Source organism: Providencia stuartii (genome assembly GCF_029277985.1).
Lineage (GTDB): Bacteria > Pseudomonadota > Gammaproteobacteria > Enterobacterales > Enterobacteriaceae > Providencia > Providencia zhejiangensis.
In genome coordinates, this window is record NZ_CP119546.1 from 450,301 (window position 1) to 467,107 (window position 16,807).

General features: G+C 36.1%; 15 protein-coding genes. 14 read left to right on the forward strand and 1 reads right to left on the reverse strand.

Annotation, left to right across the window (positions count from 1 at the left end):
* Positions 1-62 precede the first annotated feature (62 nt).
* Positions 63-686 carry a transcriptional repressor LexA gene (gene lexA, locus P2E05_RS01925; RefSeq protein WP_154623870.1) on the forward strand — a complete coding sequence of 208 codons (624 nt, stop codon included), beginning with the start codon at positions 63-65 and terminating at the stop codon, positions 684-686.
* Between the two features lie 190 nt (positions 687-876).
* On the opposite strand, the gene zur is transcribed toward lexA, so the two are convergent.
* A complete protein-coding gene (gene zur, locus P2E05_RS01930) occupies positions 877-1,392 on the reverse strand; it encodes a zinc uptake transcriptional repressor Zur (protein WP_154623869.1) in 516 nt (171 codons plus the stop codon).
* A 1,081-nt stretch (positions 1,393-2,473) separates the two neighbouring features.
* Here zur and P2E05_RS01935 point away from each other — a divergent pair.
* The 13 genes from P2E05_RS01935 (at position 2,474) to P2E05_RS01995 (ending at position 16,731) form a co-directional block, all read left to right on the forward strand.
* The gene (locus tag P2E05_RS01935) at positions 2,474-3,055 is read left to right on the forward strand and encodes a fimbrial protein (RefSeq protein ID WP_154623775.1); all 582 of its coding nucleotides are present in this window, start codon (positions 2,474-2,476) and stop codon (positions 3,053-3,055) included.
* An 83-nt stretch (positions 3,056-3,138) separates the two neighbouring features.
* Positions 3,139-5,631 (forward strand): fimbria/pilus outer membrane usher protein, encoded by a 2,493-nt coding sequence (locus P2E05_RS01940; protein WP_269723417.1) that lies wholly within the window; start codon positions 3,139-3,141, stop codon positions 5,629-5,631.
* Positions 5,632-5,664: 33 nt separating this feature from the next.
* The gene (locus P2E05_RS01945; protein ID WP_154623777.1) at positions 5,665-6,402 is read left to right on the forward strand and encodes a fimbria/pilus periplasmic chaperone; all 738 of its coding nucleotides are present in this window, start codon (positions 5,665-5,667) and stop codon (positions 6,400-6,402) included.
* A gap of 9 nt (positions 6,403-6,411) precedes the next feature.
* Positions 6,412-6,906: a fimbrial protein gene (locus P2E05_RS01950; RefSeq protein WP_230085856.1), complete on the forward strand. Its 495-nt coding sequence runs from the start codon at positions 6,412-6,414 to the stop codon at positions 6,904-6,906.
* A gap of 11 nt (positions 6,907-6,917) precedes the next feature.
* Complete coding sequence (locus P2E05_RS01955; RefSeq protein WP_154623778.1) at positions 6,918-7,412, forward strand: fimbrial protein; 495 nt, start codon at positions 6,918-6,920, stop codon at positions 7,410-7,412.
* The gene (locus P2E05_RS01960) at positions 7,412-7,945 is read left to right on the forward strand and encodes a fimbrial protein (protein WP_163860580.1); all 534 of its coding nucleotides are present in this window, start codon (positions 7,412-7,414) and stop codon (positions 7,943-7,945) included. The genes P2E05_RS01955 and P2E05_RS01960 overlap by 1 nt, the downstream gene beginning before the upstream one ends.
* 71 nt (positions 7,946-8,016) lie before the next feature.
* On the forward strand, positions 8,017-8,877 hold the full coding sequence (locus P2E05_RS01965; RefSeq protein WP_272687532.1) for a hypothetical protein: 861 nt from the start codon (positions 8,017-8,019) through the stop codon (positions 8,875-8,877).
* Positions 8,878-10,850: 1,973 nt separating this feature from the next.
* Positions 10,851-11,408 (forward strand): fimbrial protein, encoded by a 558-nt coding sequence (locus P2E05_RS01970; protein ID WP_269723413.1) that lies wholly within the window; start codon positions 10,851-10,853, stop codon positions 11,406-11,408.
* An 82-nt stretch (positions 11,409-11,490) separates the two neighbouring features.
* The gene (locus tag P2E05_RS01975; protein WP_154623082.1) at positions 11,491-12,255 is read left to right on the forward strand and encodes a fimbrial biogenesis chaperone; all 765 of its coding nucleotides are present in this window, start codon (positions 11,491-11,493) and stop codon (positions 12,253-12,255) included.
* A complete protein-coding gene (locus P2E05_RS01980) occupies positions 12,239-12,814 on the forward strand; it encodes a hypothetical protein (protein ID WP_269723412.1) in 576 nt (191 codons plus the stop codon). The genes P2E05_RS01975 and P2E05_RS01980 overlap by 17 nt, the downstream gene beginning before the upstream one ends.
* A gap of 15 nt (positions 12,815-12,829) precedes the next feature.
* Complete coding sequence (locus P2E05_RS01985; RefSeq protein WP_276122987.1) at positions 12,830-13,399, forward strand: fimbrial protein; 570 nt, start codon at positions 12,830-12,832, stop codon at positions 13,397-13,399.
* A gap of 11 nt (positions 13,400-13,410) precedes the next feature.
* Complete coding sequence (locus P2E05_RS01990; RefSeq protein ID WP_272687537.1) at positions 13,411-14,094, forward strand: fimbrial biogenesis chaperone; 684 nt, start codon at positions 13,411-13,413, stop codon at positions 14,092-14,094.
* A 90-nt stretch (positions 14,095-14,184) separates the two neighbouring features.
* Positions 14,185-16,731, forward strand: coding sequence for a fimbria/pilus outer membrane usher protein (locus tag P2E05_RS01995; RefSeq protein ID WP_276122988.1), 2,547 nt, complete (start codon positions 14,185-14,187; stop codon positions 16,729-16,731).
* The last annotated feature ends 76 nt before the right edge of the window (positions 16,732-16,807 follow it).

A 16,807-nucleotide genomic window follows, 5' to 3' on the forward strand; every position in this document is an offset into this window, starting at 1 on the left:
TCAAAACTTCATTTACCTGTATATACTCACAGTCTGACTGTATAAACAAACAGGGGAACGAGATGAAAGCACTGACGGCTAGACAACAGCAGGTTTATGATCTGGTGCGCGATCACATTTCTCAGACGGGTATGCCACCTACACGCGCTGAAATAGCAGCAAGCCTTGGTTTTCGTTCGCCTAATGCGGCAGAAGAGCACCTTAAAGCCTTGGCACGTAAAGGGGTCATTGAGATTGTTTCAGGGGCTTCTCGTGGTATCCGTTTACTACTTGAAGAAGAAAATGATGCTGAAGTTCAGGGGCTTCCTTTGATTGGACGTGTTGCTGCTGGCGAACCTCTATTGGCTCAAGAGCACATTGAAAGTCATTATCAAGTGGATCCTGCTCTATTTAAGCCCCATGCTGATTTTTTATTACGTGTTAATGGTATGTCAATGAAGGACATTGGGATTATGGATGGCGACCTTTTAGCTGTGCATAAAACACAAGATGTCCGTAATGGGCAAGTGGTTGTTGCACGTATTGAAGATGAAGTGACTGTGAAACGCTTTAAGCAGCAAGGTAACCGTGTTGAGTTAATCGCTGAAAATGCAGAATTTGCTCCGATTATTGTTGATCTGCGTCAGCAGAATTTTACAATTGAAGGGCTAGCGGTTGGCGTGATCCGTAATGGTGACTGGTGCTAATGTTAGCGCCATAAAATACCCTCAAAAATATTGCTGGCAGATTTACTATGTATCTATTTTAGGAGTCTGCCTGCGATACCTTTCTTTTACTCATTAGTGAGTTTATCTGTGCACCCGACTTATTAAGAGACATAAAATAAAATATTACGCTCTACTATAGTGTGTTTTGTCTATTTTATTGTCTTAGTGATTACTTTTTCTTTGTCTTAATAGGTTGTTCATGGTCATGATGACAATGCTCATGGTCTTTACAGCTAGCTAACTCACTGCATACTCGGCATAAACCATGGTTCTCAACGACGGTATGACGGAGTTGAAATTGATTTTGATTAGCTAAATCTAAAATAGCAGCTTCTATGGTTCCGCAATCACTTTCTGCTACGCCACCGCAATGATCACAAATCAACATGACTGAGATATGGCTAGGATTGTCAAAGTGATGGCAGATAACATAGCTATTTGTCGATTCGATTTTATGAATAAAGCTCTGTTCCATTAAAAATTCAAGCGCACGATAGACTGTTGGTGGCTTGGCTTGAGGCTCGACTTCACGCAGCAAATCGAGCAGGTCATAAGCACTTATTGCACCGTGTTGTTGCGCTATTAGCCGTAGAACGGTTTCCCGCTGAGGCGTTAGCCTAACACCTCTTGATTGGCAAATTCTTTCGGCCATCACTAGCAGCTTATCCTCACTCATTATTTTCATGGTCGTTGACCCCACAGCAAAAATCCCAATGATAGTGAAGACAAGTTTACCATAACTTTATGATACATAGAGACTGAAATGAGAATGAATAAAAAGTGAGGCTTAGAAAAAAGCGTATTAGGAAAAAATCACAACCATTTAATATTCAAATAAATAAATCACATCTCACAATATACGTTAATATTGTATTTTAAGCATGTTACTAAAAGTGAGTGAAATAGGGTTATAAATGGCACCATTATACTCTGGTGCAATAAGTAATTTATTATCACGATAAAAACAAAACCAATACAAAATAATAACAAGTGAAGTGTAACTTTAAATTTAAAAAGTAATCTTCAGTAACACATTTCAATTGGGAGTTTTCTTATCTGCATTATTTAATATAGGTTTTTATTTTAATTTTCATTGGTTTTTTATTTTTTAATTCTAATTTATTAGGTTTTCATACTGATTTTTGTTGTTTTTTTCTAGTGATACGTATTTCTTTATAATAAGGCGGCTTTCTTTTTAGAAAAAATTATTAAATTTTTATAAATATAAACTTACATTTTTATATATATTTTTCTAATTATTACTACTTTTAGGAGTTGGCGCTGCCTTTTTTAAGGGGTTGGAACTGAAAATAAGAAAATAACAGCATAATTTACTGGTTGCTCATCTTATTTTGTTTAGTTTTGACAAAAAATATCGTTTGTGTAGGATTGTCTATAGAAAATATGGGTGACCAAAATACGAGTAATCCAGTTTTGAGTTCTGTTTTGTTCTGTTTGAGTTTTGTGGAATATATATTGATTACTTACTTCAACGTTGAAAAAGGTTGGAGAAAAAAGGATTTTACCTCATTAAATATTCCATATTTAAAGTGATGAATTGAATATTTCAATTTTTTTCTTTTTATAAAAATAAATTAAATGGATTAATTTATTTATTTTAAAAAAATCTCTTCCTAAAAGGTACTAGTGGAATAAGGAAAATCTGACTAATGCTAATTCTAATCGAAAATGCGCTTATGGGTTCATTTTTTTGGAATTAATTAGGATAGAGAGTGCTACTTCCTACATATCTAAAGGAAATCTTTATGAAATTTAATAAATTAGCGGTAAGTTTGGCATTAGGTTTAACTATGGGTGTTTCTATGACTGCGATGGCAGATGATCCTGCTCCAGTTGAAAGCTCACAAGGTAAAATTCAATTCACTGGTTTCATCAATGATGTACCTTGTTCAATTGATGATGATAACCTGAATCAAACTGTTCGTTTTGGTGAAATCGCATTACACGAATTAACATCTGGTAAGTTCCGTTCAGATAGCCGTCCATTTGATATCGTGCTGAAAAATTGCTCAACTGAAACGTACAAAAACGCAAAAATCACCTTTACGGGTGGAACAATTTCTGGTTTCACAGGCTTTACCGGTGAATTACTTGGTTTAGGTAAAGTACAGAACGCGGGTATTGTTATCACTGATGGTGGAAGCAAAATCGTTGAATTCGGTAAACCATTCCCAGGTACTGGTAATGGCTATGACCTAAATAACGGTGATGGTTCAGAAACAACTCTGCATTTCGAAGCTTATGTGAAAGGTAACGAAGATCCTAATAACAAAGCAACAACAGGTCGTTTTGATACTGTTGCTAACTTCAAAATTATTTATCAATAAAATTTAATGTGTCCAACATATGGCGTATTTGCGCCATATGTTGATGACCTTATTTTATTTATTTTTATTAGTGGGTTAGTTAAATGAAAAGCATGAGATTAAATGTAATAACTAAAATAATGCTTTTGATGCTAATTCCAACGATAGTTTGGTCTGAAGAGGCTATCGACTTTAATACGGATTTTCTAGATGGTGAGGGAACTGAAAATATAGATTTCAGTAAGTTTTCTCATGCCAATTATGTTCCCCCTGGTGATTATTCTTTAGATTTTGAAGTTAATAACACAAAAATAATTGCTGAACAGCCAGTCATTTTTTTTAATCCTAATTATGATAAGAAAGTCTCTTTGGCTTGTATTACGCCAGAAATATATCCACTGCTAGGGTTGAAAGAGGAGTGGGAAAATAAAATTCAATGGCTGAAAGATGGGCAATGTTTAGATATTCGTAGCATCCCTGAAATGAGTTTTCAGGGGGATTTAGCTAAAAACACGTTAAAAATTAAAATACCGCAAGCATATATGGAGTACCAAGATGCAAGCTGGGATCCCCCTACTCGCTGGGATGATGGTATTTTAGGCGCTTTTCTTGACTATAACGCAACGGGTCGTTTGGTCAAAGAGCAAAAAGGCAATGGGAAGGGAACGCAAACAGGTATCACTGCAACAGGGACTATGGGCGCCAATATCGGACCATGGCGTTTCAGAGCAGATTGGCAATCACAAAACGGAGAGCTCAATAAACGTAGCCAATCATGGGCTTGGAACCAACTCTATGCTTACCGTGCAATTCGTTCACTCAGTGCTCGTTTAACTCTCGGTGAACAATATCTATCCTCAACCTTGTTTGATAGTTTTCGCTATCTCGGGGTGAGTTTAGAAACGGATGAATCAATGTTCCCGCCTCGCTTACAGGGTTATGCACCTGAAATAGCAGGGGTAGCAAAAACTAACGCCACCGTTATCGTTAAACAAGATGGCCGTATTATTTATCAAACAGAAGTGAGTCCTGGGCCATTCCGTATCCAAGACGTTAACTCGTTTGGTGGCGGTACCATGGATGTGACTATTCAAGAGCAGGATGGAAGTGTCACGAGCTATAAAGTGGAAACATCAAAACTGGGGACTTTGACTCGCCCAGGACAACTTATTTATCAATTCGTCTTGGGAAAACCGACCAAAGACGAACATAATACGCAAGGCCCTGAGTTTAGTTTAGGCTCGTTATCTTGGGGGGCGACAAATAATACAACAATTTATGGTGGCTTATTAGCTTCTTCAGAATATCAAAACGTAGCGATTGGTTTTGGTCGTGACTTTGCGCCGTTTGGTGTGTTATCGGGTAACATCAATATCTCTCGGGCGCAAATGGGCAATATTGATAATAATCGTACGTTAAGTGGTAACTCTTATAACATTACCTATTCCAAACAGTTCGATGAAATTAATAGCCAAATTACGTTTGCTGGTTACCGCTTTTCTGAAAGAAACTATATGAGCATGCCTCAGTTTATTGATCGTCGTTATAACGGCGATACGATAGATAGCGGTAAAGAGCTGTATACCATTATTTTTGGTACAGCGCTTCCTGACTACAACACGAACCTGTATTTAAACTATTCACACCAAACTTATTGGAACCGTCCTTCATCGAATCAATATAACATGACGGTATCTAATTATTTCGATATTGGTAAGATGAAAAACGTCAGTTTAAGTTTGACTGCTTATCGAACTAAAAGTCGTGAAACGACTGATGATGGTGTGTACGTTAACTTAAATATTCCATTAGAAAATAACGATTCGAGTATCAGTTATTCTGGCTCTTATTCCAGAGGTACGCACAGTAATAATGTTAACTACTTTAGTCGAATTGATAACAGGCAAAGTTATAACATTTCCGCGGGAACATGGGATAAAGATAAGCTCACCACTTCAGGTATGTATACTTACGAGGGGGATGCGGCGCAATTAAATGCGAGTGGTACTTATATTCAAGATGAACAAAGTGCACTATCTATGCAAATTAAGGGAGGGATGACAATCACTCCTGAAGGTGGAGCATTGCATAGAAACAACTCAGTAAGTGGTGGTTCACGTATTTTAATTGATACCAATGGGATTGAAGGTGTTCCAATACATAATTCTGTTACGCCGGTAAGAACAAATAAATACGGTAAAGCCGTTATTACCAGTGTGATGGATTATAACCGTAACAACCTAAAAATTGATTTAGATAAATTGCCTGATAATGCAGAAGCGGTGCAGTCAACTCAGTATGCAACATTAACGGAAGGCGCAATTGGTTACCGAAAATTTAATGTGATAGAAGGTCAAAAAATATTAGCGACCATTACATTAGCTGATAATAGTTACCCTCCTTTTGGGGCATCGGTAACCAACAAATCCAATAAGGAAGTTGGGATTGTATCTGATAAAGGGTTTGTATACTTAGCAGGTATTAATCCTCTTGAGTCACTTGACGTTCTTTGGGGAGACGATACTCGCTGCCATATTCAATTACCCGAAAAAATAGATGGAACCATGGCAAATGTTATGTTGTTGCCATGTAAATAATGAAAAATAGATTTTACGGTCAATGGTGAAAATATGTATTTATCAAAAATTATACCGATATTAACTGCAATAAGTGCGTCATTATTTGTACAATCTGCTTATTCAGCAATTGCATTGGATAGAACTCGTGTTATCTATAATGAGGGAGAAAAATCTGTCAGCATTGTTTTAACAAATGAAAATAAAAATAACCCTTATTTAGCACAAGCATGGATTGAGAATGAAAAAGACGAGAAGGTGAATTCTCCTTTCATTGTGACACCTCCTGTACATCGTATTGAAGCCGATGCGAAAAGTCAGATTAAAGTACAATCGGTACCCGCTATTTCACAGTTGCCCCAAGACCGTGAAAGTGTCTATTACTTGAACGTTAGAGAAATACCTCCTCGTAGCGATAAACCTAATGTTTTGCAAATTGCCTTACAAACAAAAATTAAACTTTTTTATCGTCCGAAAGACATTGTTAAAAAAGAAAGAATGGAAATTATTCCTCAAGAGAATGAGATAAAAATTGTTAAGCAAGGCCAAAACTATGTAGTGAAAAACCCTTCTCCATTCTTTATGTCTATTACCCGATTGAAAAAAGGAAATAGCGATGTTGATAAATTTGAACCGATTATGGTTCCCCCTAAGGGAGAAATGGCATTAGGCAGTAGCGCTGGCGATATTGGGATGTCCCCGACCCTGGTTTATCTTAATGACTTTGGTGGCACCGTTGATTTGAAATTTACTTGTAATGCTAGTCAATGCTCTGTGGTACCTAGAAAATAAGGTTATAACATGATGATGTCTATTAAATATTTTACACGGTTATTACTGCTAGGGCTTATTTTCCATACGCCTTATACCTTAGGTTTTTCAGGGTATTTATTTGTGGAAGTGAGAGGTGAAGTTTTAGCAAAACCCTGTTCAATTAATAATGGACGCGCCATTGAGGTTGACTTTGGTGATGTTATGACGACACGTATCGAAGGCGACCTCTATAAGCAACCTTTAGAGTATGAAGTGAGTTGTGTTGGTGGTGGAAAGCCGAATTTAACGTTGTTTGTTGATGGTACCCCTTCCACTTTTGACCAACGTTCTTTAAAGACAGATGTTGATGGTTTAGCGGTGCTGTTTAAAGCGGGTACGGAAGACTTACCTATTAAGAAAAAACGCCCTTTTAATTTAGATACTCCGCCTAAATTATTTGCTGTTTTGGTAAAACAAAGTGGTGTCAATTTGCCTGCACGTAAATTTACAGCCAATGCAACGCTTAAAGTTGAATACCAATAAGGGCGAAATATATGCAAAAGGTAAAAGAATTAGTGTATGCCGTACTCTGCCTATTCATTGTGTCTCACCATGCGACCGCAAAAGATGGCGAAGCAGATATACGCATTAAAGGTAATTTGATCACACCTCCACCCTGCAAGATTGATAACGGTAAAGAAATCGAAGTTGATTTTGGTAATGTGCCCGTTAAGTCGATTCAAGGAAAAGAGCAAAAACGACAGGTTAATTACCAAATTGAGTGTGGTGAAAACAAAAATAACTGGGCAATGTACTTAACGCTTAATGGCGTGAAAAGTAAGTTCGATATTAATGGATTAAATACTGGTATTGATAATTTAGCAGTGAAATTTCAATTAGCAGATCAAGAATTGGAACTCGGTAAAAAATATTTAATTAATCCTAGCTCACCAGGGGTATTGTGGGCGGTGTTAATTCGTAATGGAAACAATGAACTTGCTACAGGTAACTTTATTGCTAATGGTTCATTAGTTGTGGAGTATCAGTAATGTTGAAAAAATGGCTAGCTTATACCTGTATTATCTTCATGAGTAGTTGGTCCGCATTTTCTCTGGCGAATGATCTTAAAGTAAAAGGCACTTTAGTGAATGCTCCTTGTACTATCGCCCCTGAAGATAAGAATGTTGAAATTAATTTTGGTGATATCAGGCTATTAGATATCTATGAGCGTGGTTTTGAGTTCTCCAAGAAAGAGTTAATACTGGTTATTTCTGAATGTGATTTAAGTATTGCGCAAAAATTAAAAGTTAAATTTATTGGTACTCCACATCACCAGTTAGCAGGTTTTTTATCACTTGATGGTAGTGATACAAATCCTGGCTTAGGCATTGGCTTTGAGACGGTTGATGGGAAACCTGTATTGCTTAATGAAAATACTGATTTAATACTAATTGAAAAAAATGGCCGCAATGAGTTGAAATTCAATACCTTTTTAAAGGCAAGCCAAGACGCCATCAACAATAAATCAATTAAACCTGGTCGTTTTTCGGCCGCTGCAACATTTTTAATACAATACGAATAGGCAGATAAACCATTTTACATCCTAAGTCATGCCTTATTTTTATCACTAACTTGTTTTATGGGAAGAGAGTTATGTTCAAGATAATTGCTAATTTTGGAGTCGGGCTATTACTAGCACTTTCTTCTTCAGCAATGGTTTATGCATCAACTTATTTTTCGTATGTAGAAGAGGTTGAAAGTCATAGTAAAACCGAAAATACCTACCATTATGTGATTGAAAATTGGAAGGTAAGTTCTCCTTATGAGCCTAATCCGTGCAAAACGATATTAGGTAGCAATGCGAGAGGGTGTTATTTCTCGATTAACCACTTACATGCAGCCCCTTCAAAAGGGGGAACGGCGAGTCGTATTGACTGGTCTTGCTCAATAAATTTTATTAATTATACCTCGATGGCCGAAATTATTAGGGATGCCCAATCTCAATGTGGTTTAGCATTTCCAAAAAGCGGTAAAACTCGCCATAGTGGGCCCATAACAACAGAAGAGTGTGTCGGTATATTTGTTGCGACAACAGACAAAAAAGGGGGAGCAACGATGCTACCTGGTGGTGTCTGTGGGATTGTACCGCCACCAGCAGGAAAATGCGCATTTAAATATATCAATAATCAACAGTTAGTCTTAGATCACGGGGCATTAAATCCGGATGAGTTGAATGGTAATCAAAAAAATAGTTGGTTTTCGGTAATGTGCAACAAAGATATGGCCATTAAAATTATGTCTAACATGGACGGCGACTACGTTAATTTACGTCCCGATGGTTCATTAAAATCGCATATTACCTTAAATGGCTCACCAGCATCAGCTGGAGTGGTTTATAACATGCAGGCCAATATGGAAACGCCTGTCTTTACTGAGTCAACATTAATCACTCATGGCGAAGTCAAACCGGGCAAATTCAGCGGGCGCATTACATTAGTTATGGTTGTACCATAATCATTTGTGGCTATTGTCTATTTCCCTATTATTGAAATGCTTCAATTCAGTGTTCTCTAAGCGTTCACGAAACATTCTCTGAGGGAAATGAGTGAAATGTTAGCGTGTTTGGTTTTGGTTATCATCTTGTAGCCAAAACCAAGCTGCTTTTCTTATTTAGCTTAATGAGTTTGAACAATCGGTATTTAAAATTGACAGCGAAATATGCGATTAACTCGTTCCATAAAGTTATTTTATGGTGATGTATTGGGTTTGACATCATTCTTTGATTATTTTACAACAACCGAGTAAAGCAATAACGACCCATGCATTACCCTTACCTACATGAGTTTGTTTCAGTCATCTTTAGCTTATTTTTATGATTGCGCATACGACTTTTTCTCATCTTGCTATTTTCCTCTGAGACTCTTCTCATCTTTTACATCATTTATTTCTGTACCATCACCATACATTATTCTTCAATCCCCTCCACTGTTGTCATCCTTTTAACAATTATATCTTCGAGTGCGTACCTGAACCCGTTAGTTTTAAAATAGTAACGGGTATGAGCTTCCGTAAAACCACATTTTTATCACCCATTCTGTCATTTGAGAGGGTGAAAATCTCATTATCGCTGTTTCATTTTAGCTCGTGCTCTAATACGAGAAAAAACACTTGTATTCGCTTAAGTGCAAAGTATTCATTGGGTATTAGGCTTTATACATGGCCATTTATATCGCGATAGCAAGTTAATAACATGGAATATAATAAAATATGAATATTTGGTGATTAAGCGTTATTCCTTACCACGTGTTGTTTTTCTGACGCGTATATTGAGAATTTGAAAATCGAAAGAGTGTGAATAAAATAAGTTTTGTGGTGTGAATGCTAATTAACTTATTGATTTCTTATTAAGAAAGTTAAATCCCCCTCTGTCATGCCTAATCTGATATGCCACAACTTATGCTATAAAAAATAAACAAATGTTATGTTTTAGGTTAAATGTTAATTAAGAGTTTTCTGACCTAAATTTTTCCGTATAGTTTTATATTCTAAAATTCAAGTATTTCTGTCGTCTTAAATTCTTTTATTAGCCTGCATTTTGGATTTTTTTAATGGGAATGTCGTTGTATATAGTTTTATTTATAATGAAATAACTTTAAATAAATTGACATAGATCAAAATATTTATAAATTTTTTTATTCTATAAATGTAAATTACTCTAATTATTTTTTCGGCAAAAAATATTTTTTCACTTTTGTTGGTTTATAATCTTGCTTTGTTTTTATGTTTTGGATTTAAATTTTGTTTGTAATCCTTTTTATGTGTTTTTTTGACAAAGAATATTGATTGGGTAATATTGAAATCAGTCGGGAGGATATTCGAAATATCTCCCTCATATATAAAATGGTTATTATATTGCTGCGCTGGTCTATAAAACTAGGAAAGAAGATTCTAGGAAGGAAGATGAATACTTACTATAGATTCTAGTGTATTTACATATAAAAGATATTCCTAATATAAGAGATCTTTCCATTATTGGGATTTATCTGTACAAAAAAAATGGTTAATGAATTAACTAATTATGTTAGCTAGAAGGTCAATATACTATTCATGTATAGAAATAGTACTTTTAGCTATCTCAATTTTAGATAAACCTTATCGGTTTATTGATATTGATATAACCCTTTAAAAGGTAAAGTGTATATAAATATCATCATCACGTAATACGTATATTTACAAGTGCATAAAGGGAAATGTTAGTGTCTTTTTTTATAATCAGATTGTTTTAGTATTAGTAATTTGATTTTCAAAAAAGGGATTAAAAGGAATTTTTACCCTAAAACGTTAGCTTTTAGGCTAACGAACGTTTATTCAAATTTATATTCAACATTATTAGGAAAGGATCTACAAGGATGTAATGAATTTAAATTTGAACATTGACAACAATGTGTCTTTCACTACTACATGATATAAATACAGAGGTATTTAAAATGTTATTCAACAAAAAATTAGCAGTTCTAGCGGTATTAGCAAGCTCAATGGTAGCTGGTTCTGCACTTGCAGCAGATGAAGTTGGTAAAAAAGGTACAACTGTAAACTTCAAAGCACAACTACGTGCAGCATCTTGTGATGTAGCTTCAACGACTGAAGGTTCAGTTATTGATTGGGGTGTTTTTACTGTTGACCAAACTTCAGGTAAACAAGTTAAAGATCAATTAGGTGCAACTAAAAACTTTGACCTAGTATTGACTAACTGTTCTAAAGCAGCTCAGACTGATGCTGATGTATTCGTACGTGCAGAAGGTAAAACTTCACTTCTATACCCAGAATATTTTGCTGATTTAGGCGCTAAATCATTAGCTGTTTCTTTAGAATCAGCTAATACTCCAATTGTTCCTAATGCTGATACAGCGCTGAAATTCTCTGGTGATGTAGCTGCTAATGGTTCTACTACTATTCCTGTTGCTGCAAAATTAATCCTGACTCAACTTAATGTTGCTCCAGATACATTGAACGTACCAGTAACTTTCACTGTTTCTTATAACTAATAAATAGTTAGCAATTAATTTGATAAGAGGCTTAGTCTTAAGCCTCTTCTTTACTAAAACTGGATATGAGTGTGATTCGATAATGCAAACATTAAAACTAACAAGTAATCGATTGAATTCTATTATGGCCTCAAAATTACATTTAATTTTACTTTTAATGTTTGTTTTAACGACTGTTGCAACACAAGTAGCGGCAGCGACTAATGGAACTGGTGGAGTAGGCTTAAACTCAACAAGATTAATCTATAATCAAGGTGAGCAGAGTATTTCAGTTAGTGCTAGGAATAATTCTAGTATTAATTATTTAGCTAAGTTTAATGTTATTAAATCAGCCAATATTAGCGATAAAAGTGCAACACCATTTAGCTTATCGCCTCCATTGGTGAAAATTGATAAGGGAACAAGCCAGGATATTAGAATTTATATGCAGCCGCATAGCTTACCTCAAGATAGAGAAACTGTGTTTTACTTTACGGCTACAATGATCCCATCAACAAACGGGCCAATCGAAGGGGCTGGTATTAATATTGGTTACAACACAATTATTAAATTATTTTACCGACCTAAAAATTTGACAATATCTCCTGAAGATGCACGCAAGGGATTAATTGTAAAGTCGACGCCTTCAGGCGTAGTGGTAGAAAATAATTCACCTTACTATATCTCACTTAGTAAGTTGAATGTAGGTAAAACTAAGATTGAATTAAGCTTACAAAAAAATAATACAATGATAGCTCCGTTTAGTTCATTTAATTATTTAGTACCTGGAGCTAAAAGCGGTATTGCTACATGGGTTGCTATTAACGATTTAGGTGGCGAGGATAAATACAGTGGCAATATACGTTAAAAATTCAAAACTACGTCATTCGATTTTATTGGTTGCTGCATTTTTTTCTACAGTATCAGTGATACATGCAGAGACAAAATTTGAAGTTAAGGGAAATATTATAAAAGGGTCATGCGCTGTTTCTGCATCGTCAATGACAGTAGAATTTCCAATGGCTATTCAAACGAATTCAGTAAAATCTGAGTTAGATGATAAAACACATGTTCAACCATTTGAGTTAAAATACACGTGTGATAGTTTTGATTTGTCAGGAAATGCTGGCGCGCCATACAATATGGTGATTAGTTTGGGAACAGGGACATCTGTTACTCAGAATAATAAAATTTACCCAACTAATAATGTCACTAATGGTGCCTTTGTTTTATATCACTGTGATGAGAGTAAACAAAACTGTCAGATAGTTGATATTAACAGCGGTGGACTTGTTCCGTTTACTGTAAAGGCAAATGGCGAAAGCTTACGTAATTTTGAAGTTGCAGTTGTTAAATTAGATGCTGCTAATTCATTAGTGCCGGGTCCTTTACTTTCAGCGGTTGATATTGTGCTAGAACAACCATAATAAAGGAAATTTAAGATGAATTTATTTAAATATAGTGGTTTTCTAACGTTAATAGCAAGTACGCTTTTTATTAATTATAGCGTAGCAGCCCCCACCAAAGGGTCTCAAACTTTTGAATTTAACTTAACGGTGCCTAAAAATACCTGCAATATTCAAGTCGTAGGTACATCTAATAACATCGTCGATTTTGGTAATGTTGCTTTAGCTAAATTGAAATCTGATTCTGCAAGTGGAAAACTAAAATTACCTTTTTCTATTAATTTATCTGATTGTAGAAGTACAAATTTCGATAAAAACTATATAACGATTGACGGGAATTTTGTGGCTGAGAATAACGGCTATCTAGACGATGCTGGAAGAAAAACTTTTGCTATCAGAATTTCTGAGAAAGAGAATGCAATGCAATCTGATGATGTTTTTTTCAATACAACAAAAAAAACAATTTGGGATAATATTTCAGAAAATAAAATGAGTAAGCAATATTATGCCTATTTAATGTGTAAGGACGGAATGAGTGATTGTTCGAATGACGCCAATATTGGTGCATTTAAAGCAACATTTACTTTAACCTATGTGTCAGATTAAGTGAGTATAGGATGTTACAGAAAATTATAGTAATAATCAGCATATTTTTTGTATCTCCATTATTTGCTGATGGTATTTCTTTAAATCAAAGCCGAGTTATTTTTTCTGCTCAAGATAATAGTCAGATCGTGCAACTGAAGAATGATACTGATGGTGCGTTGTTGGTACAGGCGACAGTATTAGATGCGGTAGATGGTAAGCAGATAGATAATTTTATCGTTGTTCCTCCATTATTTCGCTCTGAACCGAGAAGCGAATATTCAATGAGAGTCAGAAAAAATAATGTCTTACAATTACCTAAAGATAAAGAATCCATATTCTTTTTAAAGATGAGAGCGATCCCCCCCGTCGATAAAAAAAATGAAAATGAATCTAATATGAGTGTCGTTTTCGTTACTGCAATAGTGATTAAAGTTTATTATCGACCTGAAGGGATTTCTGCTCCCAAAATATCTGATTATAGAAAAGTGGTCATCGAAAAAGCAAATAATAAATGGCAGTTAAATAACCCGACACCCTATTATATGACGATTGTTGATTTTTCTTTAAATGGGAAAAAGATACAGGAAAAAATAATGATACCACCTTTTAACACATATGGTTTAGATAGGTTTGTTGCTAATACTAATAGTGTTAAAGGTAGTTGGCGTTTTGTAACGGATTACGGCTCAATTACGGATAAATTTAATTTTTAATTGAATTCATGTTCACTATTTCGATTATTAAATTTATACGATTTCAAGCGATTACTAATGATATTGTAGAGATAAATTAAGGTTAGTGGAATGGAAAACAAAATATTTAAAATTAGCGTATTGTCTTCACTGATTATTTTCTCTCTATATTCATATGGTGATGACTACTTCGACCCTAATATGTTAGAGAGCCAGTTAGGGGTTGATGCATCTCAGGTAGACCTCTCTCAATTTACTGCCACGAATAGTGTTCCTCCGGGTGAATACCATATCAACGTGCAGGTGAATAGAAATAGGCTAGGTGATAAAAAGGTCAATTTTAAAGCTAACCATAAGGGCGTCATTGTTCCTGAATTAACCCCTGCAATATTGGAAGATTGGGGGGTTAATGTTAAAGCTATATCTTCAATGAGTTCATTAGCGCCAGACACACCAATCTTGGATCTTAAAGCTTATATCCCAGAGGCAAGTGTTGTTGCTAATATCCCTAACTTAGAGTTATTAGTGTCAATTCCTCAGATAGCAATGACGAATAAAGTCGAAGGATATATTGATCCAAGTTTATTGGATAATGGTATCCCCGCGCTATTTATGAACTATTTTGCGAGTGGTAGTACTACTCGTAGTTCATCAGGACACAGTGGAACGAAAAAAAATGAAAGTTATTTTCTAAGTTCACAGTTAAGATTAAATGCAGGGCCTTGGCGTCTACGTTCAAGTGTGAACCATTCTAAATCTTCAGGAAATAGCGGACAAACTCATTTTTCTAATACTTATTTGATGCGGGCAGTACATGCCATTCGTTCAACGATTTCTATTGGTGAGCTTTCATCGGGCTCTGACGTATTTGACTCTGTTCCACTCAAAGGGATGACAATTGCTTCTGATGAACAGATGCTGCCAAGCAGTATGCGGGGGTTTGCCCCAGAAGTGCGAGGGATCGCACAATCGAATGCTCAGGTAACCATTCGTCAGAATGGTCATATTGTATATCAAACGTATGTATCACCGGGTGCTTTCGTTATTAAAGATTTGTATGCAACGGGTAATGCAGGAGACTTGGATGTTACAGTCACTGAAGAAAATGGCACAGAGAAAGTCTTTACTGTGGCGTTCTCTTCACTTCCTGTGATGTTGCGACCTGGTGGTTATAAATACGAAACCACGGTTGGTCGATATGACGGTGGCTATACTAAGCACTCAAGGCAATCTGATTTCTTTTTAGGTTCGTTTATCTATGGCTTGTCAAATAATAATACCCTTTATGGCGGGTTATTAATGGCAAAAAGTTATTTTTCTGCTGCTGCAGGGATGGGGATATCTCTGGGTTCATTCGGTGCTTTATCTGCGGATATTACGCATGCAACAGCAGGAATGGAAGGCGATTTAGGGACTCGCTCAGGTCAATCCTTCCGTATTCGTTACTCTAAAAGTATGACGAGCACCGGAACCTCGGTAGACTTGACAGCATTACGTTATTCGACCCGTTCTTACTTTAGTTTTGCGGATTTTAACAGCTATAACTATCAACTTAAAGACAATGTGGCACCTTGGCTAAACCAGCGCCAGCGCAGTAGCTTTACGACCGCACTACGTCAATCTTTAGCTGAATACGGCAGTATTTATCTATCCGGCAGTATCTATGATTACTGGGAAACGAATCGTCAAGTTAAGCAGCTTGCTGTTGGTTACAACGGTTCATTTAAGAAAATTAACTACTCAGTTAACTACACGATTGACCGTGTAAAAGATTCCCAAACATGGCCGGAAAATAGACAGATAACCATTAATGTTGATATTCCATTTAGTATTTTCTCGAATAGTGAAGTGGCTGAAAATATATACAGCACCTATTCATATCGGCAGGATAATAACGGTCGTATCAGCCAGCAAGTCGGGGTGAGTGGTGCTTTATTGGATGGTGAATTATCTTATGGGATTTCTCAAGGATATGGGAATAAAGGCGAAGGAAATACGGGCTCTATTTATACGGGTTATTCGGGATCGTTGGCATCATTCTCAGGTGGATACAGTTATTCACCGGGCAGTAAAACAATCAATGGGAGTATTAACGGAGGCGCTTTAATCCATAGCGGCGGTATCCTTTTAGGTCGTAGTATGGGTGACAGCGTGGCGATTATTGAAGCGCCTGGTGCAACAGGCGCTAAAACAAGTAACCAAAACTCAAAAATTAATGGTCAAGGCTATGCATTGTACCCATATGTATCACCCTATAATGCAAATATCATCACTATGGACGTGAACTCTTTACCTGACGATGTGATGCTAAAAGAAACGACCAAAACAGTTTATCCGGCTGCCGGTGCGGTTGTAAAAGTGAAATTTGATACGCGACTAGGTTATCAAGCCCTCTTAAATTTAAGACTGGCGAATGGAAATGGCGTACCGTTTGGTGCAATCGCAACATTAGTTGAAGAAAATGCGACCGAAGATAATACCGGTATCGTTGGTGATAATAACCAGTTGTTTATGAGCGGATTACCGGATTCTGGGAAATTGAATATTAGTTGGGGAAGTAACCAAGACCAACGTTGTGTGGCTACATTCTCTGGGCTAGATAAGATTCCAGCGACGGCTTCTCAACCAATACGTACGATTATCGCTGACTGTCGTTAAATTTATATTTATTTAGATAAATAGCTTGAAAGAGTATTGATATTCTTTATTTCAAGCTGTTTAATCCAAGGAGCAA